The organism is Faecalibacterium sp. 9, assembly GCF_048320955.1.
GTDB classification, from domain to species: domain Bacteria; phylum Bacillota; class Clostridia; order Oscillospirales; family Ruminococcaceae; genus Faecalibacterium; species Faecalibacterium wellingii.
Genome location: NZ_JBLWGB010000002.1, coordinates 49,004 through 68,753 on the forward strand (window position 1 = coordinate 49,004; position 19,750 = coordinate 68,753).

The following is a 19,750-nucleotide window of genomic DNA, read 5'->3' on the forward strand; positions in this document are numbered from 1 at the left end:
TTGGAACGTACTCTCATTGCGCCGGGCGTGCACCTTTCCTGCGACCCGGCGGAAAAATTCAACCGCTGCCGCATCAGCATCCATTTTGCCTTTCCGGCAAAGAGGGAGACTGCCACGGCACATGCACTTTTGCCCCTTGTGATGGAGCGCGGCTATGCCGACTGCCCGGACATGACCCGACTGACCAAAAAGCTGGCCAAGCTCTACGGTGCAGATCTCACGGTGGATGCACGGCCCATGGGCTGCAGCCACAATCTGTGCGTCAGCGTCACCGGCATCAAGGATAAATTTGCGCTGGAAGGCGAAGAACTGACGCGGGAATATGCATCCATTGCGCTGGGCGCGGCCTTCCACCCCTATTTTGTGGGCGGAACCTTTGACCCGGAGGCTGTGGGCATTGAAAAACAGATGCTGAAAAAGGCGCTGGAGGATGAGATCAACGATAAGCGTCTGTACTGCCTGCATCAGGCCAACCGGGAATTCTTTGGCGACAGCCCGGCAGGCGTGCGGCAGGAGGGCTATCTGGAAGAGGTGGACGACCTGACGCCGGAACAGCTCACCGCGGCTTATTACGAGATGCTGCGGACCGCGAACATTGAGCTGCTTGTGCTGGGCTGTGACGCCGCGCAGACGGCAGCCGTGCGGGATGCCCTGCTGGCCGAACTTGCCGCCATCGACCGGGCTCCGCTGCCGCTGGCCGAGAACATTGCCATGCCGCGCCGCGAGCCTGTGCACAGGGTAGAAACCTACGATATGGTGCAGGCAAAGCTGTGCATGCTGTTTACGCTGGGCGAGCCCATGCGCACCGAACAGCTGGCAGCAGTCCGCCTTGCTATGGCACTGTATGGCGGCAGCGTGACCAGCCGCCTGTTCCTGAACGTGCGCGAGCGTGACCATTTGTGTTACTACTGCTCGTCCTCGTTCCAGAGCTTTACCGGCAGCATGGCTGTGAACAGCGGCGTGGAGCACGCCGACGCTGTCCGCGCAGAGCAGGCTATCCTGAAGGAGCTGGCCGACCTGTGCAGCGGGCCCATCACCGATGAGGAGCTGGAGGACTGCCGCCGGGGACTGCTGAGCGGGATGCAGGGCGTGGAGGATACGCTGGGCGGCATTGAGACATGGTATTACATCGAGGTGCTGCGCAGCGGCGGCGACCCTGCCAAAGTCCAGACGCCTGCCGGGGCCCGCGCCGCCCTGCAGGCCGTGACCCGGGACGATGTGCGCGCGATCCTGCGTAAGCTGACCCTCTCGGTCAGCTATCTGCTCACAAAGGAGGTAGACGCCCATGCCGCAGAATGATCAGACCCTGCTGGAAAAGACTGTGGCCGATCAGTGGAAGATCCTGCCCTCCGGCCTGACCGTCATCGTGCGGCCTATGCCGGGCTATTCCAGCACCCATGTCATTTTTGCCACCCGCTTTGGCTCCATCGACCGGGATTTCCGGCTGGACGGAAAAGAAGTGCACCTGCCCGCAGGCGTGGCACACTTCCTCGAGCACAAGATGTTCGAGGATCAGGACGGAGATGCCTTTGCAAAGTACGCAAAGACCGGCGCGAACGCCAATGCCTTCACCAGCTTTGACCGCACCTGCTATCTGTTCACCGCGACCCAGCAGCTGGACGAGAGTCTGGATGTGCTGCTGGGCATGGTGACCCACCCCTATTTTACCGAGCAGACCATCGCCAAGGAACAGGGCATCATCGGGCAGGAGATCAAGATGTACGATGACAGCCCGGACTGGCGGCTCATCACCGGCCTGTTCGAGTGCCTGTACCACAGCCACCCCATCCGCAGTGATATCGCGGGCACGGTGGAGAGCATTGCGGAAATTACCCCGGAAATGCTCTACGACAGTTGCAAAGCGTTCTATGCACCGGGCAACATGGTTCTGGCAGCGGCTGGCAATACCACCATGGAGCAAATTTTAGCCGCCTGCGAGCGCCATGGCCTGACGGAGCCCCGCACGGCAGAGGGTGTGCGGCGCCTTTGGACGCCGGAGCCCATGACGCTGGCCGCAGCGGAAAAAACGCTGAAGATGCCGGTGTCCAAGCCCTGCTTCGGCGTGGGCTTCAAGGAAGAGCCGCTGCCGTCCGGCGACCTGCGCACCGAAGCGCTGTATGATCTGATCCTGAGCTGCATCACCGGCGGCATGTCGCCGCTGTACCGCCGCCTGTACGACGAGGGTCTTGTGAACCCGGGCTTTGGCGGGGAGGTGCTGCGGGTGGACGGCTGCTGCTGCATCCTGTTCACCGGCGAGAGCGACGCCCCCGATGCCGTGAAGCAGATGCTTCTGGACGAGATCGCCCGCATCCGCGCAGAAGGTGTGGACCGGGAGATCTTTACCCTGTGCAAGAACGAAAAATACGGCCAGCTGATCGAAAACCTCGAAAATGTGGAGGATTCGGCCAGTCAGATGGCAGATTTTGCCCTTTCCGGCCAGACGGTGGCCCAGCAGATCGCCATGCTGGCGGGCCTGACCGCGGAGGATGCGGATGCAGCGCTGCAGCACATCCTCAGCACAGAGCGCATGGCTGTCATGTATATCCAGCCGGACGGCACTGCGCCGCTGGCAGAGGACGAGGAGGAAGCAGAATGACAAATCTGGTACAGTTCCCGGGCCTTGGCCTGAGCTTTGAGCTCAACCGCGTGGCCTTTTCCATCGGTGGATTCAGCATTTACTGGTATGGCGTGTGCATCGCGTTCGGCATCTGTCTGGCGCTGGTGTTCGCGTTCCGTCACAGCATCGAGTTCGGCGTGGACCCGGACAGCATGGTGGATGTGATCCTGATCGGCATCGTGCTGGGCATTGTCAGCGCCCGCGCCTACTATGTGGCCATGGCACCTTTTAAATATGAGAGCATCTGGGAGATGATCGCGGTCCGCGACGGTGGTCTGGCCATCTACGGCGGTATCATCGGCGGCTTTGTGTTCGGAGGCCTTGCCTGCAAATGGCGGGGCGTGCCGGTGCTGCCCATGTTCGACCTGACCGCCATGGGCTTTCTGCTGGGGCAGGGCTGCGGCCGCTGGGGCAACTTCTTCAATCAGGAGGCCTTCGGCTGCAATACCACCCTGCCGTGGGGCATGTACAGCGAGGCCACCAGAGCCTACCTCATGGGCAGCACGGTCACAGCCCAGAGCGGCGTGACCATCGATCCGAACCTGCCGGTGCATCCTACCTTCCTGTATGAGAGCATCTGGTGCTTCGTGGGCTTTCTCCTGCTGTTCCGCTACATCAAAAAGCGCAGATTCAACGGCGACATCGCCCTGCGGTATATGATCTGGTACGGTGCAGGCCGCTTCTGGATCGAAGCACTGCGCACCGACAGTCTGATGCTGGTGCCTTCTATTGGACTGCGGGCGTCCCAGCTGGTGGCAGGCATCGCCGTGGTGGCAGGCCTTGCGGCAGAGATCTACTTTACCCATAAGTTCAAGGACAAGCCCCTGATGGTGGAGCTGGCTTTGAACGCTGATAATAAAGCGGCCATGAAAAAGCTGGACGGGCCCATCGCCTTTGCAGGCAGCAAGACCCAGCTGCTGGCTTCCAGCCCGCGCAAGCTCTTCGTGGAGCGCACCGAAGCGTATAACGCCGAAGTAAAACGCACCATCGCGGAAAGCGGAAAGGCGGAAAAATAAAAAATCTTTCGGAAAGAGGAAAATTCCTCTTGCAATCCCGGCATTTTTTTGCTATACTATTCTAGCCGCGTGGTGTGGGCGCCTGAAATGGCCCAGTGTAAGGGCCTGCCTTTACGACCAGCGAGTACAACGAAAAGGAATGAACAAAATGTACGCAATCATTGTTACCGGCGGTAAGCAGTACCGCGTGGAGCAGGGCGACATCGTCTACATCGAAAAGCTGGACGTTGAGGCCGACTCCGAAGTGAAGTTTGATCAGGTTCTCGCTATTGGCGAGGAGGGTTCTGTGAAGGTTGGCGCTCCCGTTGTTGAGGGTGCTACCGTTTCTGCCAAGGTCATCAAGAATGGCAAGGGCAAGAAGCTGAACATCATCACCTATCGCGCAAAGAAGCACAGTGCTCGCCGTATGGGCCATCGTCAGCCCTTCACCAAGGTTGAGATCACTGCGATCAACGGCTAAGGAGGTAAATTACAATGGCACATAAAAAGGGCGTAGGCAGCACCAAGAACGGCCGCGATTCCGCAGCACAGCGTCTGGGCACCAAGCGTGCAGACGGTCAGTTCGTTCTGGCCGGCAACATCCTGGTTCGTCAGCGTGGCACCCACATCATGCCGGGTGAGAACGTTGGCAAGGGCAGCGATGATACCCTGTTTGCTCTGGTGGACGGTACCGTCCGTTTTGAGCGCGTGGGCAAGAACGGCAAGAAGTGCAGCGTCAAGCAGTAACTTCTTTCGGATAACTGCAAAACGTAGAGAGCCGGACCCTCGTGGCCCGGCTCTTTTTGATGAAAAGAACCCTCTCAGGCTGCGCTCTGGCGCGTCCAGCTCTCCCGAGGGGCGAGCTGAATAGAGGTAAAAACTAAGGAGGGGCTGTATGGCAGCACAAACCAACTTTATCGACATCGCCACGATATGGCTCCACGCGGGCAAGGGCGGCGACGGTGCGGTGAGCTTTCACCGTGAAAAATTCGTGGCCGCTGGCGGCCCGGACGGCGGCGATGGCGGCCGCGGCGGCGACATTATTTTTGTGGTGGACGATCACCTGACCACCCTGATGGACTTCCGCTATAAGCGCAAGTATGTGGCCCCGGAGGGCGGCAAGGGCGGTGCCAGCCTGTGCCACGGCAAAAACGCGGAGAACCTTGTCATCAAGGTGCCGCTGGGCACCGTCATCAAGGACGCCGAGAGCGGCCTTGTCATTGCGGATCTGTCCGACCACACCCCTGTCACCATCGCAAAGGGCGGCCGCGGCGGTTACGGCAACGCGCATTTTGCCACGCCCACCCGCCAGATCCCCAAGTTTGCAAAGCCCGGTATGCCCGGCGAGGACATTCAGGTGACGCTGGAGCTGAAACTGATCGCCGATGTGGGCCTGATCGGCTTCCCCAATGTGGGCAAGTCCACCCTCATCTCCACCATCAGCGCAGCCAAGCCCAAGATCGCAAACTACCACTTCACCACGCTGGTGCCCACGCTGGGTGTCGTATCCGTGGCAGAGGGCGCAAGCTTTGTCTGCGCCGATATCCCCGGCCTGATCGAGGGTGCCAGCGAGGGCATCGGTCTGGGCCACGACTTCCTGCGCCATGTGGAGCGCTGCCGCCTGCTGCTGCATGTGGTGGACGTCTCCGGCAGCGAGTGCCGTGAACCCATCGAGGATTTTGAGAAGATCAACGAGGAACTGGCAAAGTTCAGCCCTGTGTTGGCTGAGCGTCCGCAGATCGTCATTGGCAACAAGTGCGATCTGGCCACCGAGGAGCAGATCGAGAATTTCCGCAAGTATGTGGAAGCCAAGGGCCTGACCTTTGTGCCCATCTCTGCCGCTACGATGCAGGGCGTGAAGGAACTGCCGGGCCTCGTGTATAACCGCCTGAAGGATATCCCGCCGGTGCCGGTGTTTGCTCCCGAGTACAAGAAGCCCGAACCCAAGGCCAACGACCGTGCGTTTGAGATCAAGCGCATGGAAGCCCATGTGTGGAGCGTGGAAGCCCCGTGGCTGGAATACATTCTGGCCGGCAGCAATGTGGACGACTACGAAAGCCTGCAGTTCTTCCAGCGCCAGCTGGGAGAGAGCGGCATTCTGGATGCTCTGGTGGAAAAGGGCGTGCAGGAAAACGATACCATCCTCATCGGCGATTACCAGTTCGATTATATCTTCTAAGAGGTCACTATGAACGAATCGGAAAAAATCGACCCGCGGGAGCTCAGCCCCTTGGCGCTGGCCTTTGTAGGTGACAGCGTGCTGGAACTGCTGGTGCGTCAGCGGCTGGTGGAGCATCACCGCCTGTCTGCCGGAAAGCTCAACGCAGAAAAGGTCAAGTATGTTTCGGCCCGGGCACAGTTCCGGGAGGAACAGCTGCTGGAGCCGCTGTTCACCGAGGACGAACTGGCTGTGTTCAAGCGGGGCCGCAACGCCAGCAAGGCCAGTGTGGCAAAGCATGCATCCCCTGAGGAATACCGCGCTTCCACCGGTTTCGAGTGCCTGCTGGGCTGGCTGTATCTGAACGGTCAGCTGAGCCGTGTGCATGAGCTGTTTGATACGCTCTGGCAGCAGTTTGACCCCAACGACAAGTAAGTAAACATGCGAAAGCCCGCTGCTTTCCGCACTGGAAAACAGTGCCGGAGGGCAGCGGGCTTTGCGGTTTGAGAGAAAGGTCAAAGGGTGCACGTCTGTGGTCCGTCAGGCGCGCAGGGCAGCGTTAGCGGCTGTTTCTGGCGTTGCTGGAACGGCTGTTCGTGGAGTTTTTGGCGCTTTCGTCGTCAGCGCCCTTGGTGTACTGGTTGGGGTGCTTGTGCTCGTTGGTGGCGCTGTTGGAGGTCTGATTGCTGGTGCGGTTGGAAGTCTGGTTGGACGTACGGTTCGAGGTCTGATTCTTGCAGTTATTGCTGCGGTTTTCGGTTGCCATAGTGAATGATCTCCTTTCGGTTTTCCGTGCGGGGCGGTGTGCCCCTCACAAGACCTAGTTTGGCCGCAGACGGCGGCTTTATACATCCCACAGGAGGATTGCAGAATGCCTACAGAATATTTTGAGCAGCGGGAGCGTGCCCTGTTGGGAGAGCGGTTCGACGCACTGTACGCGGCCCCGCAGGAGACCGCCGAGCGCGGCGTGACGGTCTCGGCCTTGCGCACGAGGCCGGAGCAGTTCGCCGCAAAGGCAGACTTTTCGCTGGAAGCATCACCCTTTTGCAAGGCGGCATTTGTGGTGCACCAGCCGGACTTTAAGCCCGGGCGGCATCCGTACCACCATGTGGGCGTGTTTTACTCGCAGGAGCCGTCGGCGTCCTCGGCAGCGCCGCTGCTGGGCGTGCGGCCCGGGATGCGCGTGCTGGACATGTGTGCAGCCCCCGGCGGCAAAAGCAGTCAGCTGGCGGCGGCATTGCAGGGGCGCGGTGTGCTGGTGAGCAACGAATATGTTGCGGCCCGTGCGGATATCCTGAAAAGCAATCTGGAACGCATGGGCGTGTCCAATGCGGTGGTGCTCAATGAGTCGCCCGCCCGCATTGCGGACGCTCTGCCGGAGTTTTTTGACCGTGTTCTGGTGGATGCACCCTGTTCCGGCGAGGGCATGTTCCGTAAGGAGCCGGTGGCTCGTCAGCAGCACTGTGAAGCGCTGGTGAAGCAGTGTGCTGAGCTGGGCGCGGAAATTCTGGACTGTGCAGCCGCCGTGCTGGCCCCGGGCGGGCAGCTGGTTTATTCCACCTGCACCTTTGCGCCGGAGGAGGACGAGGGACAGGTGGCGGCATTCCTGCAGCGCCACCCGGAGTTCACACTTGCAGATGCCTTGGGAAATGTGGACTACACCTTTGGCAGCGAGGGCGAAGCCAACCGCACCGGCGGTTTGCCGCTGGATGTGAGCAAGGTGCGGCGCATCTGGCCCTGTCAGGGCGGCGAGGGGCATTTTATGGCAAGGCTTATCAAGGCAGGCACGCCCCGCGCCCTGCCGCCGGAAGGAGAATACACCCCGGAGGAGCAGCTCTGGCTGGCCGCAGCGGAAGCCGCAGGCAAAAAGGCCAAGGGAAAGAACGGTAAGACTGCCAAGACCCCGGACGCCCGCAGCGCCCGCCGCGAGAATGCCCGCGCCTGCCGTGAGGCGGTGCAGGGCAGCAAGCGCAGCCGCGAAGCACAGGCAGGGGAGACAAGCCCTGCCCAGAGCCTTGCAGCGTGGCATGAATTTGCCGGGCAGTATTTCCCGGCGCTGGCAGACCGCCCGGCTGTGATGCATGGCGGCGGTGTGCTGCTGCCGGTGCCCTTCCCGCAGACGAACCTGCATGTGTTGCGGGCGGGCGTGTTCGTGGGCAGCGTGCAGAAGGGCCGCTTTGTGCCGGAGCACCACCTGTTCACGGCATTCGGTGCGCAGTGCGCGAACTGCGAGCAGCTGACCCTTGCCGACCCGCGCACGACAGAGTACCTTTCCGGCCGTGAGGTGGAGGCCCGCACTGCCGCAGACGGCTGGTGCTGTGTGACAGTGGACGGCTGGCCGCTGGGCGGCGGCAAAGTGTCCGGCGGGCGGGTGAAAAACCACTACCCCAAGGCCCTGCGTCTGCTGTAAACAGGCAGAAAAAGCGCATTTTTCCCTACGATCCGCCGAAAACCGGGCCGATAAGACTTGAACGCTCTGCCCGGTTGTGCTACAATAATAGAGTTAGATTTTGTGTGCTGCCACAATGCGGGCGACCACAGCCCGTCTGCCCGCAGGCGGAGATTTGAGAATATACAGGAGGCTCTTTCCCATGTCTGGACATAGCAAATGGAACAACATTAAGCGCAAGAAGGAAAAGACCGACGGCGCAAAGGCGAAGGTTTTTACCAAGATCGGCCGCGAGATCAGCGTTGCCGTCCGTACCGGCGGCCCGAACCCTGCTTCCAACAGCAAGCTGGCTGACCTGATCGCCAAGGCAAAGCGCATGAGCGTGCCCAACGATAACATCCAGCGCATCATCAAGAAGGCTGAGGGCGGCGATAAGACCGAGTACGAAGCAATCACCTACGAAGGCTACGGCCCCGGCGGCGTTGCCGTTATGGTGGAGACCCTGACCGACAACCGCAACCGTACCGCTGCCGATCTGCGTCACTACTTCGATAAGAACGGCGGCAATCTGGGTGCTATGGGCTGCGTGGGCTTCCTGTTCAGCCAGAAGGGTGTCATTGATATCTCTCTGGAAGATAAGGATGCCGACGAGGCTATGATGGATGCTCTGGATGCCGGTGCCGAGGATTTCGACGCCAGCGAGGATGCAGCTGAAATCACCACCGATCCCGAGAACTACTCTGCCGTGGTCAAGGCCATGGAGGAGAAGGGCTACGAGATCCTGTCCGACGATCTGGCTATGGTGCCCATGACCACCACCCGCCTGACCGACCCCGATCAGCTGAAGCTGATGGGCAAGCTGCTGGATGCGCTGGAAGACAATGATGACGTCCAGAACGTCTGGCACAGCCTGGAGAACGAAGAGGACCTGCCGGAATAAGCATCCGCAAGGCTCTTTGCTTCTGAAATAAGACGATATAAAGCCGCTTTTTGTGCTGTTTAGCACGAAAGGCGGCTTTTTTGTGCTGTGTTGCGGAATGAAGATCGGCCCGATATCTTCGCTGGGCAATAAAAATCCCCCGCCGGCAAGGCATACCGGCGGGGGAAAGGGGGAGAGCGACTATCTTAAAAGATCATTGTACGCTTGCGAGGAACCGCACAAAGCCTGCACGGCCGGCCTCGTCCAGCTTGTAGACGCCGGCATCGGCGAGGACCTCGGCGAACACCTGACCGATCTCATCCTGCAGGATGGGGTGCACATTGTCGGCGCTGAGCTCCGGGTGACGGGCAAGGATGTCCCCGGCCCACTCGGCATGCTTCTGCAGCTCTTCGGGGTACTGGGCTGCAGGTGCGCGGGAGACCAGTACATCAGCAAGCTCAGCCATTTCCTTTTTCAGACGGCTGGGCAGCACGGCAAGGCCCATGACCTCGATCAGACCGATGTTCTCCTTTTTGATGTGGTGCAGCTTTGCATGAGGGTGGAACACGCCCAGCGGATGCTCCGGGGTAGTGATGTTGTTGCGCAGCACCAGATCCAGCTGGTATCTGCCGTCCCGCATCCGGGCAATGGGTGTGATGGTGTTGTGGGGTTCGCCGTCCGTCTCGGCAAAGACAAAACAGCTCTCGTCAGAGTAGCCGCGCCATGCCGTCAGGATCTTGTCCGCCAGCTCCACAAGGCGGCTGTCGTCCTCACTTGTCAGGCGGATGCAGCTCATGGGCCAGTGCACGATACCGGCATCCACGTCCTCAAAACCGGGGAACACCCACTTCTTTTCAATGGGAGCCTTGGCCATGGCAAACTCGTAATGACCGCCCTGAAAATGGTCGTGGCTCAGGATGCTGCCGCCCACGATGGGCAGGTCGGCGTTGCTGCCCACGAAATAGTGGGGGAACAGGCCTACGAAGTCCAGCAGCTTGCGGAAGGTGGCGCGCTCGATCTTCATGGGGGTGTGCAGATTATTGAACACGATGCAGTGCTCATTGTAGTAGACGTAAGGGCTGTACTGCAGGTTCCACGCGCTGTCGTTGATGGTGAGCGGGATGATGCGGTGGTTCTCGCGGGCGGGGTGGTTCATGCGGCCTGCATAGCCCTCGTTCTCAGCGCAGAGCTGGCACTTGGGATAGGCGCTCTGGGGGGCCAGCTTTGCGGCGGCAATGGCCTTGGGGTCCTTCTCCGGCTTGGAGAGGTTGATGGTGATATCCAGATCACCGTAGGGGGTCTTGGTGACCCATTTCAGATCCCGCTTGATGCGGTAGCGGCGGATATAATCGGTATCCTGACTGAACTTATAGAACCAGTCGGTAGCGGCCTGCGGGCCTTCGTTTTCGTAGCGCTCCTCAAAATTGGCGCGCACGATGCTGGGACGCGGAGTCAGCACACCCATGAGTTTGGTGTCGAACAAATCGCGGGCGGTGGAATTGTCCTCGCACACGCCGCGGGCTGCGGCGTCGTCCACCAACGTTTTCAGGATGCTTTCCAGATCAGTGTAGCATACCTCGCCCTCGGGTGCCGTAAAATCGTCCAGCTGCATGGTCATGAGCAGCTGGTTGCGGATATAGATTTCGTCGTCGGGCAGGATAAGCCCGGTGTCCAGCCCGTAATTCACGAGCTGCTGGATGGCGGTAGAGATCACAGGACAGCGCCTCCTTCGGGACGGATGCTCAGCACATGGCAGCGGCCCTCGCCGAGGATGGCCTCCATGTTTTTCTTAAAATCAGCCAGCATTTCCACCGGCACAAAAGCCTGAGCGGTACCGGCAAAGCCGCCGCCGTGCACGCGGACCGCGCCCTTGCCGTTCAGGTAATGCTTAGCAGCAGCAATGGTCACGCCCATTTCCTGATGCTCCTTATACCCGGCGGGGATGACGTTCTGTAGGTATTCCCAGCTGCTGTGGCCGGATTCGTTGACCAGACGCAGGAAGGTGCTGAAATCGCCCTCGCGCAGAGCAGCGACCTGCTTTGCCACACGGTCGTTGTCGGCATAAATATGGAAGGCACGCAGTACCGCGCGGTCGCCGCACTGCCTGCGGCATTCCGGCAGCTTTGCAAGGAAGGTCTCAAAGGGCACATCCCGCAGCACCTCGCCGCCGCACACAGCGGCCACAGCGCGGCACTCGGCGGGGACGGCGGCGTATTCGTCGGTCAGGTCAGCATGGTCTGCGCAGGAGTCCAGAATGCACAGTGCAAGACCGGCCTTGGAGAAATCCACCGGCACCGGTTCCACATCGGGGTGGGCAGGGTCGGCAAAATCAATGGTGATGATGTTGCCCACGCTGGAAGCCATCTGATCCATCAGGCCGCAGGGCTTGCCAAAGTAGACATTTTCTGCCCACTGGCCGATCTGCGCGATCTCGATGGGGGAGACCTTATCGGTCATGAAGCAGTCGTTCAGAATGACGCCGATCAGCACCTCGAAGGCGGCAGAGGAAGAAACGCCGCTGCCCTTGGGCACGTTGGAAGAAATGTACACATCCAGACCGGCCAGCTTTGCGCCCCGTTGACGGAACGCCTCACACTCGCCGCGCAGAAGGGAGATGGTGGTGTTTTCCTCTTCCTTGCGGGCAGTCAGGTCGTCAAGGCTGATAACGCACAGGTCGTAGCCCTCGCTCTGCACCCGCAGCTGGTTCAGGCTGTTGGGCGCGGCGGCGGCGATCATATCAATGTTCACGCTGCCGGCCAGAACGCGGCCGTGCTGGTGGTCGGTGTGGTTGCCGCCGATCTCGGTGCGGCCGGGTGCGCTGTAAAGGCCGGCTTCGGCGTGGGGGCCAAAGGTGGTCTCCAGACCATTCAGGGCTGCTTCGTAGCGGGCAGCCTGCGGGGCAGTCTCTTCGGGTGCACAGCAGTACAGCGATGCCAGACGGGCAGCGTGTGCGCCGCTGGAAAGCTCCTGCTTCCATGCGGAAACAGATTTCATCATAGGATAGTCCTCCTTTTGAGCGGGTTGGAACTGCAAGTACAGGGCAGCATACAGGACGCTCTGCACACTTCTGCTTTTATCATATAAAATCCGGACAGAAAAAACCATGTGTTATTGTTGCATCTGAATGAAAAGTTGCAAAAAGTATAAAATCCGGCATCGGAATGGAAATGGACGATTGAAATAAAATCGATTTAGAAACAGGAAAACCATTGTGGAAAACGCCTGTGAATCGGGTGCTTTGCGCAAGGCGGACAAACATTGCACGGCATGGAGATTTGCGTCGGACAGATGGGACGATGCCGTTGACGGCTATGCTCCTTCCGGTGAAATAAAAAAGCCGGGGCTGCTGCACATCATCTGGTGCAGCAGCCCCGGCCTCCTATGATATAAGATCCCGTCTGAGCGGTCATTTTGCAAAGTCGCTGCCGGTCAGGCCGTCCATGTTCAGCATTCCTTCCAGTGCAGCCACATCGGCGGAGACATCCAGCGCGTCGGACTGGAACAGCTTGTCCAGCTGGTTTTCAAAGGCGGTCACCAGCAGGTCCATGCTGCGCTCGATGTTCTTTTTGGCATCGGCGATGTTTTCACCCTGCACATCCTGCGCGGGAAGGCTGGCATAGGTGTTCAGCAGCTTGAGGGCGGTGGGCAGATAGTAGTCCATGAATTTCTGCAGCTGTGCCTTTTTGCCGGGGTCCTGCTTTGCCAGCTCAAAGATGCGGGCGCTGACCGCTTCCAGACGGCTGATCTTGGCGGTCATCACCGGGTCAGGAATGGCGTCGTTGGCCTGCCGCAGCTGCTGCAGAAGGGCGGCGTACTGGTCCGCTGGTGCCGGCGCGGGCTTCGGTTCCGGCTGCTTGGGCGGCTGGGGCGCAGCACCGCGCACCACAAGGGTAGCGGTGCGGTTGTCGATGTAGGCGTCGGCACCAAAGTAACCGTGGGAAATGGCGCTTTCCACCGCAGCACGCCCCTTTGCGGCATCGATGCCTGCGGCGGCAAACAGCTCGTCCAGCGGGATGTTGTCGCGGTCGCCCACGATCTTGTCCAGCAGGCGTTCCAGCTTGCGGGTGCGATCCATGCGCAGGCCGGTCAGCAGAGCAGCGCCGCCGCCCAGCATCTGGGCGATGGCTGTAAACGCCTCCATCATGCTGTCAGCACCATCCATGAACAGGGTGCTGAAGCCTGCAAACAGAAAGACGGCACCGCCGATGGTGCACAGGGTGGTAAGGAGCTTGTGCCGCTCCTTGGCATCCTTCTGCTCTTTGGTGGGAACATCGTGGCCGTAAGCTGGCTCGGTTTCCTGCCGGGGTGCCGTCTGCGCAGGGGCGGGGCCGAGGTCGGAACGATAGCCTGCCTGCGCCTGTGCAGCGGCTTTTTCTTCTTTTTCAGCGTTTTTATCGATGCTTTTTAAAATGAACAGCAGCACGCCCAGCGGTGCCGACATGGCAAACACAATAAAAATGGCAATGGTAGGGATATGCGCAAAATAGTGCTTCTTTGGCTGCATGGATAAGACCTCTCAATGTATCAAAAACAGTTCAAAACAGAAAAAGACCGCGTTCCACTCTATTATAGCGGAGCACGGTCTTTTTGTTAAGGGGTAAATATCGATGCGTGCGAAAACAGCAGGGGAGTAAGACCGCTGTTTTCCGGGAAACGTTACTTCATCAGGCTGCAGACGGCCTCCGCGTAAGCGGCAGGGTCATCCACCGGCAGGCCTTCAATGAGCTGCGCCTGTGCATACAGCAGAGCGCTGTACTTCTTGAGCTTGTCGGTGTCACCTGCCTCCTGTGCGGCCTTGAGCACGGCAAACACGGGGTGGTTGACATTCAGCTCCAGCACCTTGTCACTCTTCACGCCCTCGCTGCCGGGCTGCTTGGACAGCACCTTTTCCATTTCGATGGACAGCGGGCCGTCGGCACTCAGACACACGGGGTGATCCTTCAGACGGGTGGAGACCTTGACCTCCTTCACCTTGCCGTCCAGAGCATCCTTCATAGTGTCGAACAGAGCCTTGTTCTCGGCGGTGGCATCCTCGGCGGCCTTCTTCTCTTCCTCGGTCTCAAGGCCCAGATCGCCGCTGTTGACATTCTTGAACTCCACAGTGCCGTCCTTGCCCTCGGCATCCTTGCGGGGATAGCTGCGCAGGATCTGCAGGCAGAACTCATCCACATCCTCGGTCAGCAGCAGGACGTCATAGCCCTTATCCATGACCAGCTCAGCGGCGGGCAGCTTTGCCAGACGGTCGGTAGAATCACCGGCAGCAAAGTAGATATACTTCTGCTCAGCGGGCATCTTGTCCACATACTCCTGCAGAGTGACCATCTTCTGCTCTTTGGCAGACCAGAACAGCAGCAGGTCGCGCAGCAGCTCGGCGTGCATGCCGTAGTCGGAGTAAGCACCGAACTTGATCTGACGGCCGAACTCCTTCCAGAATTCCTCGTACTTCTGGCGGTCGTTGGCCAGCATGGCGTGCAGCTCGTTCTTGATCTTCTTTTCCAGAGCGTTGTGGATCAGCTTGAGCTGGTTGTCCTTCTGCAGCATCTCGCGGCTGATATTCAGGCTCAGATCCTGACTGTCCACGATGCCCTTGACGAAGCTGAAGTAATCGGGCAGCAGGTCGGCGCACTTCTCCATGATGAGCACGCCGGATGCGTACAGGGCCAGACCCTTCTCGTAATCCTTGGTGTAGAAATCGTAGGGGCGGTGGCTGGGTACGAACAGCAGAGCGTTGTAGTTCGCAGTGCCCTCGGTGCGGCTGACGATGACACGAGCGGGGTCGGTATAATCGTTGAACTTCTCTTTATAGAAGCTGGCGTATTCTTCGTCGGTCACTTCGCTCTTCTGCTTTTTCCAGATGGGCACCATACTGTTCAGGGTCTCCAGCTCGGTGTAGCTCTCCCACTCGGGCTTGTAATCCTCGGGCTTGGGGTCCGGTTCCGGCTTCTGACGCTCGTGCTGGCGCTCCATCTGGATGGGGTAGCGCACATAGTCGCTGTACTTCTTGACGATGGCAACAATGCCGTATTCATCCAGGAAATTATCGTAGTGGTCGGTCTCGGTGTCCGGCTTGATGTGCAGGATGATCTGGGTGCCGGCGGTGTCCTTCTGGGCGGGGGTCATTTCGTAGCCGTCCACGCCGGAGGACTCCCACTGCCATGCTTCATCCGAGCCATAGGCCTTGGAAATGACCGTGACCTTGTCGGCAACCATGAAGGAGGAGTAGAAGCCCACGCCGAACTGACCGATGATGTCGATGTTCTCGTCCTTGTTGTCTTTCTTGAAGTCCAGAGAACCGGAGTGGGCGATGGTGCCCAGATTCTGTTCCAGTTCCTCTTTGGTCATGCCGATGCCGTTATCCTCGATGGTCAGGATGCGGTTATCCTTGTCGCGGGTGATGAGGATGCGGAAATCGCCCTTGTTCATGCCCACGGAGGGATCGGTCAGACTCTTATAGTAGAGCTTATCAATGGCATCCGATGCGTTGGAGATCAGCTCCCGCAGGAAGATCTCCTTATTGGTGTAGATGGAGTTGATCATCATATCCATCAGTTTTTTGCTTTCAGCCTGAAATTCTTTCTTAGCCATAATGCAAAACCTCTTTTTATCTGTATTCGGTGCCGGGCACTCGGGAAGTTGGAACACTTCGGAATACTTAGCACTCATAACTTTCGAGTGCTAATATACACCGCTTCCAGGCAAAAATCAAGGGCTTTCATAAAAAGTTTAAAAATCGGAAGCGGCCTGCGGTCTGTGCAGACCTTTTGTGCCTGCCAATTAAAACGGAACTGCCATTATAGATGACCGTGGTGCACACAAAGGCGGGTTTAAATCGTATTTCAAATGAAAGCGTTTTGTGCTATAATGAACCCCGAAGATCATTTCCAAAGGGGGAGTATCATGCAGCTGAAGCAGCTGGAACTGGAGGGCGGCGGAACGCTGACTGTTTATCTGCGGGATTCCTGCGAACGAATGCCGAAGGCCATCGACCGGCCTTTGGTGCTGGTGGTGCCCGGCGGCGGCTATACCCACGTCAGCGCCCGGGAGGGCGACCCGGTTGCACTGCAGTTTGCCGCAGCGGGATATCATGCCGCTGTGCTGGACTACGCCATCTGCGAACAGGCGAAGGACGGTCTGCCGCTGCGCCAGCTGGCACAGGCCATCGGCCTTGTGCGGCAGCACGCGGCCGGGTGGCATATCCTGCCGGAAAAGATCGCAGTGTGCGGCTTTTCGGCGGGCGGCCATCTGGCACTTTCCGGTGCTGTGCTGGACATTCCCGGGGAGCGCGCCCAGCCCCGGCCCGATGCGGTGATCCTGGGCTATCCGGTGATCACCGCAGGGCAGTATGCTCACCGCGGCAGCTTTGTGCAGCTGGCGGGCAGCACCGACCCGGCGGCACAGCAGGCATTCGGTCTGGAGGATAAGATCACGCCGCAGACGCCGCCGGTGTTCGTGTGGGCCACCATGGAGGACGCCACTGTTCCGGTGGAAAACACGCTGATGCTGGTGAGCGCCCTGCACAGGGCAGGTGTGCCCTGCGAGGCGCATCTGTTTGAAAAGGGGGTGCACGGCACCAGCATCAGCACCGCAGAGGTGGATCAGCCCAGCCGTCACCGGCATCACTGGGTGGAACTGGCAGTGGAATGGCTGGGAGACACTTTTGACTGGTCGGTTGGATAAGTCTGACATATTTGAACGAACCTACAAAAAATTTACAATTAAACTGTTGACTTGCATAAGGCTTTGACGTATACTGGTCAGCAGGGACAAACTTAAGGAGGAATACCTATGGTTATGGACCCGACCCTGCCGCGTGTTTCTGTGCGCGACCTGCTCATGCAGGCATTTCTTACCGGGTGGGAGCTTTCGGACAAGACAGTCTCGCAGGACGAATACCTGCAAAGCTCCATTCAGGTGATCGAAATGCTGCAGGTGGAACCGGAAAACCTTTATGCCGAAGAAGGCCTTGGCCTGCCGGACGGCGAAGAGGTGGATCATCTGGACGATTGGCTGCGTGCCGACGGCCAGTGGCTGTACTACGGGGTGGAGGAAGAGAACTTCTTCCTGATCCAGTGGTATCCGGACAAAGCGGCTGCAAACGCAAAGCTGGCCCAGCTGGAAGAACTGGGCGACGGCAAGCAGTATCTGGTAGATCTTTCCCTCAAGCGGGAGAACCCTTCCAGCGCAGAAAACTTCGGCAATTCCAATCCGGTTCAGCTTCGTTCCTGAAAACATCACCTTAAAGCGAAAGGAAATTTTGCAGCATGCAGCTTTCTGAGATCGAGCGCGAACAGCTTTATGCCATCGTAGAAAAATACGATCATCACCCGGATGTGCAGCGGATGCGGGAGTATATCCAGCACGGTTCTGTCACCACCTACCAGCATTGCAAGAATGTGGCGCTGGTGAGCTTCTGGCTCAACCGCCGTCTGCATCTGCACGCCGACGAGACCTCGCTGGCGGTGGGTGCCCTGCTGCATGATTTTTATCTGTATGACTGGCATAACAAGGGCACCTTCCACGGCCTGCGCCGGTTGTTTGAGATGCACGGCTTCTCGCACCCGGGCTGTGCCTGCATCAATGCAGAGCGTGTGTTCGGCATCACCAAAAAGGAACAGAGCATCATTTCCAGCCACATGTGGCCGCTGACCTTCCGTCATGTACCCACCTGCCGTGAGGCCATTATCGTCTGTCTGGCAGATAAGTACTGCGCTGTGGTAGAGAGCATGTTCCAGCGCTCCCACGCCGGTGCTGTGGTAGACGGCAGCGTGGAAGTCGATGGCGAAGAGTGGTAAGCCTGCCTGCTGGTAAATAAGCGAAACAAAAAAAGGACTCTGCATCGTCAAGGTGCAGAGTCCTTTTTTGCATCTCACAGCTTTTTGTAGCCCTCCGGCTCATCCGCAGCGGCACGGCGCTCCATGAGGAAGGTGTCCAGCCAGCGGCCATGACAGTCCCGCGCAATGCGCTCGCGGCGGCCTACCAGACGGAAGCCACACTTGGTGTGCAGGGCACGGCTGGCAGCATTATCCTGCAGCACGGTGGACTGCAGGGTCCAGTAACCGGCCTCTTCGGCCTGACGGCACAACTCGGCCAGCAGATGACAGCCCAGCCCATGGCCGCGGAACTGCTCCCCCACATAGATGCTCACCTCAGCTACGCCGCGGTAGCACCAGCGCGGGTCTACCCGGTGCAGTGCGGTCCACCCGGCAATGACATCATCCACCAGCAGCACCAGCCGACAGTCCTTTGTGTGGGAGGCATCCCACGCAGCGTATGGGGGGCAGGTAGTCTGAAAGGTGGCATGTTCTGTGGCGATGCCCTCTAAATAGATTCTGGAAACGGCGTCCCAGTCTTCCGGCTCCATGGGCCGGATTGTGATCTTGCTCATATGCAATTTCCCAGCGGACAGGCAGAAGCCTGCCCATACCCTCAACTCTCAAAAATGACCGATTTCAGTATAGCAGAATTTGCAGTGCGGTACAAGCGCCGCACTGCACAGAAATTTCTTTGACATCAGGCAGGTTTGTGATACAATAAAACATATAAACAAGAGCACGGCGCAGAGACCGCCGCTGCAGAACGGAGGACATTGACACATGAAATGGATCAGAACGGCACTGTGTGCGCTGGGAATGCTGGCGTGCCTGTCACTTTCGGCTTTTGCAGCAGAGCTTGGAGAGCCGAACATCACAGAGCAGACCACGATGAAGGAGCTGCGGGAAAACCCCAGCATCAAGGGTTCGGGCTTTTACACCTACTGCAACGAGTGGATCGAGGGCAGCACAAAATACGACAACACGCCGATCAAGGGCTATGTGAGCTGGGCAGCCTCTGAGGATGCCGCCGAGGGCATGAACCTTGTGATCGAGAACTACAACAAGGGCGTGCAGGTCACATGGCAGGTGTATACACCGGAAGAGATCGAGGCAGACCCGGCGCTGGGCATGGTGCAGATGTTTTATTTCCCGGCAAAAACGGAAAACGCCAAATATGTGGTCGTGGTGCCCGGCAACGGAGGCAACACCACGGCAGAGCTGAACGAGGGCGCATCCATCGCGAACCAGCTGCACGATCTGGGCTATGCGGTGTTCGTGCTGCGGTATCGTTCGTTCCTGAATGCTTCCGACAACGCGCCGCTGTACGACATTGCCAATGCCGTGAAGTATCTGACTAAAAATGCAGAGCAGTTCGGTGTCCAGCGCGAGAACTACGCCCTGATGGGCTTCTCGTCCGGCGGACACATCGTGGGACTGATCGGCTCGGACAACGAGCGGTTCGGCTACAAGGCCTTTGGCATTCCTCAGCCGGCAGCACTGCTGCTGGGTTATCCCATCAACGATTTCTATGAGGTAAAGCCGCTGTACCACATTGCCATCGACCCGCTTATCATCGGCTGGCGTTACTACTGGACCAACATCTCGGATGTGGTAAATAAGAATTACACCCCCACCTTCTTCTGGTACGGCAAAAACGATTATTACATGGAGTGCATGAACTACGAAAAGCAGGGCCCCCTGCTGGAAAAGACCCTGAAGGAGAGCGGTGCGACCTATCAGTGCGTGGTGTATGAGGACGCTCCGCACGCCATTGGCCCGGGCCGTCACACCGATGCGGACGGATGGATCAAGCTGGCTACTGAGTTCTGGGAGGAACAGTGTAAATAACCGACAGAAAA

General features: G+C 58.8%; 19 protein-coding genes. 13 read left to right on the forward strand and 6 right to left on the reverse strand.

The window, feature by feature from the left end:
• From ACKXF9_RS08880 to ACKXF9_RS08910, 7 genes are all read left to right on the forward strand, one after another.
• Positions 1-1,299, forward strand: a complete 1,299-nt coding sequence (locus ACKXF9_RS08880) for a M16 family metallopeptidase (RefSeq protein ID WP_418265935.1) — start codon at positions 1-3, stop codon at positions 1,297-1,299.
• Positions 1,286-2,596, forward strand: coding sequence for an EF-P 5-aminopentanol modification-associated protein YfmH (yfmH, locus tag ACKXF9_RS08885; RefSeq protein WP_339395125.1), 1,311 nt, complete (start codon positions 1,286-1,288; stop codon positions 2,594-2,596). The genes ACKXF9_RS08880 and yfmH overlap by 14 nt, the downstream gene beginning before the upstream one ends.
• Entirely contained in the window at positions 2,593-3,633 is a 1,041-nt protein-coding gene (lgt, locus tag ACKXF9_RS08890) for a prolipoprotein diacylglyceryl transferase (protein WP_418265936.1), read from the forward strand. The genes yfmH and lgt overlap by 4 nt, the downstream gene beginning before the upstream one ends.
• A 148-nt stretch (positions 3,634-3,781) precedes the next feature.
• Positions 3,782-4,093 (forward strand): 50S ribosomal protein L21, encoded by a 312-nt coding sequence (gene rplU / locus ACKXF9_RS08895; protein WP_120120768.1) that lies wholly within the window; start codon positions 3,782-3,784, stop codon positions 4,091-4,093.
• A gap of 14 nt (positions 4,094-4,107) precedes the next feature.
• Positions 4,108-4,359: a 50S ribosomal protein L27 gene (rpmA, locus tag ACKXF9_RS08900; RefSeq protein ID WP_097800350.1), complete on the forward strand. Its 252-nt coding sequence runs from the start codon at positions 4,108-4,110 to the stop codon at positions 4,357-4,359.
• A gap of 148 nt (positions 4,360-4,507) precedes the next feature.
• Positions 4,508-5,791 carry a GTPase ObgE gene (gene obgE / locus ACKXF9_RS08905; protein WP_418265937.1) on the forward strand — a complete coding sequence of 428 codons (1,284 nt, stop codon included), beginning with the start codon at positions 4,508-4,510 and terminating at the stop codon, positions 5,789-5,791.
• A 9-nt stretch (positions 5,792-5,800) separates the two neighbouring features.
• Positions 5,801-6,205 (forward strand): Mini-ribonuclease 3, encoded by a 405-nt coding sequence (locus ACKXF9_RS08910; protein ID WP_348583238.1) that lies wholly within the window; start codon positions 5,801-5,803, stop codon positions 6,203-6,205.
• Between the two features lie 124 nt (positions 6,206-6,329).
• On the opposite strand, the gene ACKXF9_RS08915 is transcribed toward ACKXF9_RS08910, so the two are convergent.
• Entirely contained in the window at positions 6,330-6,536 is a 207-nt protein-coding gene (locus tag ACKXF9_RS08915) for a hypothetical protein (protein ID WP_249236901.1), read from the reverse strand.
• 105 nt (positions 6,537-6,641) lie between these two features.
• On the opposite strand from ACKXF9_RS08915, the gene ACKXF9_RS08920 reads away from it, so the two are divergent.
• Together ACKXF9_RS08920 and ACKXF9_RS08925 are read left to right on the forward strand one after the other, a co-directional pair.
• Positions 6,642-8,180 carry an RsmB/NOP family class I SAM-dependent RNA methyltransferase gene (locus ACKXF9_RS08920; protein WP_418265938.1) on the forward strand — a complete coding sequence of 513 codons (1,539 nt, stop codon included), beginning with the start codon at positions 6,642-6,644 and terminating at the stop codon, positions 8,178-8,180.
• Between the two features lie 181 nt (positions 8,181-8,361).
• Entirely contained in the window at positions 8,362-9,099 is a 738-nt protein-coding gene (locus ACKXF9_RS08925) for a YebC/PmpR family DNA-binding transcriptional regulator (protein WP_044954219.1), read from the forward strand.
• A 193-nt stretch (positions 9,100-9,292) separates the two neighbouring features.
• On the opposite strand, the gene galT is transcribed toward ACKXF9_RS08925, so the two are convergent.
• The 4 genes from galT to htpG form a co-directional block, all read right to left on the reverse strand.
• Entirely contained in the window at positions 9,293-10,792 is a 1,500-nt protein-coding gene (gene galT, locus ACKXF9_RS08930) for a UDP-glucose--hexose-1-phosphate uridylyltransferase (RefSeq protein WP_418265939.1), read from the reverse strand.
• Positions 10,789-12,075 carry a galactokinase gene (locus ACKXF9_RS08935; RefSeq protein ID WP_418265940.1) on the reverse strand — a complete coding sequence of 429 codons (1,287 nt, stop codon included), beginning with the start codon at positions 12,073-12,075 and terminating at the stop codon, positions 10,789-10,791. The genes galT and ACKXF9_RS08935 overlap by 4 nt, the downstream gene beginning before the upstream one ends.
• A gap of 409 nt (positions 12,076-12,484) precedes the next feature.
• Entirely contained in the window at positions 12,485-13,582 is a 1,098-nt protein-coding gene (locus ACKXF9_RS08940) for a 5-bromo-4-chloroindolyl phosphate hydrolysis family protein (protein WP_418265941.1), read from the reverse strand.
• 152 nt (positions 13,583-13,734) lie between these two features.
• Positions 13,735-15,663, reverse strand: coding sequence for a molecular chaperone HtpG (gene htpG / locus ACKXF9_RS08945; RefSeq protein WP_339395116.1), 1,929 nt, complete (start codon positions 15,661-15,663; stop codon positions 13,735-13,737).
• Between the two features lie 312 nt (positions 15,664-15,975).
• Here htpG and ACKXF9_RS08950 point away from each other — a divergent pair, with 312 nt between their 5' ends.
• The 3 genes from ACKXF9_RS08950 (at position 15,976) to ACKXF9_RS08960 (ending at position 17,870) form a co-directional block, all read left to right on the forward strand.
• Positions 15,976-16,755 (forward strand): alpha/beta hydrolase, encoded by a 780-nt coding sequence (locus tag ACKXF9_RS08950; RefSeq protein ID WP_418265942.1) that lies wholly within the window; start codon positions 15,976-15,978, stop codon positions 16,753-16,755.
• A gap of 108 nt (positions 16,756-16,863) precedes the next feature.
• Positions 16,864-17,304, forward strand: a complete 441-nt coding sequence (locus ACKXF9_RS08955; protein WP_249236893.1) for a hypothetical protein — start codon at positions 16,864-16,866, stop codon at positions 17,302-17,304.
• Between the two features lie 35 nt (positions 17,305-17,339).
• Positions 17,340-17,870 (forward strand): HD domain-containing protein, encoded by a 531-nt coding sequence (locus ACKXF9_RS08960; RefSeq protein WP_249236892.1) that lies wholly within the window; start codon positions 17,340-17,342, stop codon positions 17,868-17,870.
• Positions 17,871-17,944: 74 nt separating this feature from the next.
• On the opposite strand, the gene ACKXF9_RS08965 is transcribed toward ACKXF9_RS08960, so the two are convergent.
• A complete protein-coding gene (locus ACKXF9_RS08965) occupies positions 17,945-18,463 on the reverse strand; it encodes a GNAT family N-acetyltransferase (protein WP_249236891.1) in 519 nt (172 codons plus the stop codon).
• A 208-nt stretch (positions 18,464-18,671) separates the two neighbouring features.
• Here ACKXF9_RS08965 and ACKXF9_RS08970 point away from each other — a divergent pair, with 208 nt between their 5' ends.
• Positions 18,672-19,739, forward strand: a complete 1,068-nt coding sequence (locus ACKXF9_RS08970; RefSeq protein ID WP_418265943.1) for an alpha/beta hydrolase — start codon at positions 18,672-18,674, stop codon at positions 19,737-19,739.
• The last annotated feature ends 11 nt before the right edge of the window (positions 19,740-19,750 follow it).

What these genes read in the sequence shown, in the direction of transcription:
- yfmH (WP_339395125.1), top strand. Translation starts at nt 1,286, where the DNA reads ATGCCGCAGAATGATCAGACCCTGCTGGAAAAGACTGTGGCCGATCAG.
- lgt (WP_418265936.1), top strand. Translation starts at nt 2,593, where the DNA reads ATGACAAATCTGGTACAGTTCCCGGGCCTTGGCCTGAGCTTTGAGCTC.
- rplU (WP_120120768.1), top strand. Translation starts at nt 3,782, where the DNA reads ATGTACGCAATCATTGTTACCGGCGGTAAGCAGTACCGCGTGGAGCAG.
- rpmA (WP_097800350.1), top strand. Translation starts at nt 4,108, where the DNA reads ATGGCACATAAAAAGGGCGTAGGCAGCACCAAGAACGGCCGCGATTCC.
- obgE (WP_418265937.1), top strand. Translation starts at nt 4,508, where the DNA reads ATGGCAGCACAAACCAACTTTATCGACATCGCCACGATATGGCTCCAC.
- ACKXF9_RS08910 (WP_348583238.1), top strand. Translation starts at nt 5,801, where the DNA reads ATGAACGAATCGGAAAAAATCGACCCGCGGGAGCTCAGCCCCTTGGCG.
- ACKXF9_RS08915 (WP_249236901.1), bottom strand. Translation starts at nt 6,536, where the DNA reads ATGGCAACCGAAAACCGCAGCAATAACTGCAAGAATCAGACCTCGAAC.
- ACKXF9_RS08920 (WP_418265938.1), top strand. Translation starts at nt 6,642, where the DNA reads ATGCCTACAGAATATTTTGAGCAGCGGGAGCGTGCCCTGTTGGGAGAG.
- ACKXF9_RS08925 (WP_044954219.1), top strand. Translation starts at nt 8,362, where the DNA reads ATGTCTGGACATAGCAAATGGAACAACATTAAGCGCAAGAAGGAAAAG.
- ACKXF9_RS08935 (WP_418265940.1), bottom strand. Translation starts at nt 12,075, where the DNA reads ATGATGAAATCTGTTTCCGCATGGAAGCAGGAGCTTTCCAGCGGCGCA.
- ACKXF9_RS08940 (WP_418265941.1), bottom strand. Translation starts at nt 13,582, where the DNA reads ATGCAGCCAAAGAAGCACTATTTTGCGCATATCCCTACCATTGCCATT.
- htpG (WP_339395116.1), bottom strand. Translation starts at nt 15,663, where the DNA reads ATGGCTAAGAAAGAATTTCAGGCTGAAAGCAAAAAACTGATGGATATG.
- ACKXF9_RS08950 (WP_418265942.1), top strand. Translation starts at nt 15,976, where the DNA reads ATGCAGCTGAAGCAGCTGGAACTGGAGGGCGGCGGAACGCTGACTGTT.
- ACKXF9_RS08955 (WP_249236893.1), top strand. Translation starts at nt 16,864, where the DNA reads ATGGTTATGGACCCGACCCTGCCGCGTGTTTCTGTGCGCGACCTGCTC.
- ACKXF9_RS08960 (WP_249236892.1), top strand. Translation starts at nt 17,340, where the DNA reads ATGCAGCTTTCTGAGATCGAGCGCGAACAGCTTTATGCCATCGTAGAA.
- ACKXF9_RS08965 (WP_249236891.1), bottom strand. Translation starts at nt 18,463, where the DNA reads ATGAGCAAGATCACAATCCGGCCCATGGAGCCGGAAGACTGGGACGCC.
- ACKXF9_RS08970 (WP_418265943.1), top strand. Translation starts at nt 18,672, where the DNA reads ATGAAATGGATCAGAACGGCACTGTGTGCGCTGGGAATGCTGGCGTGC.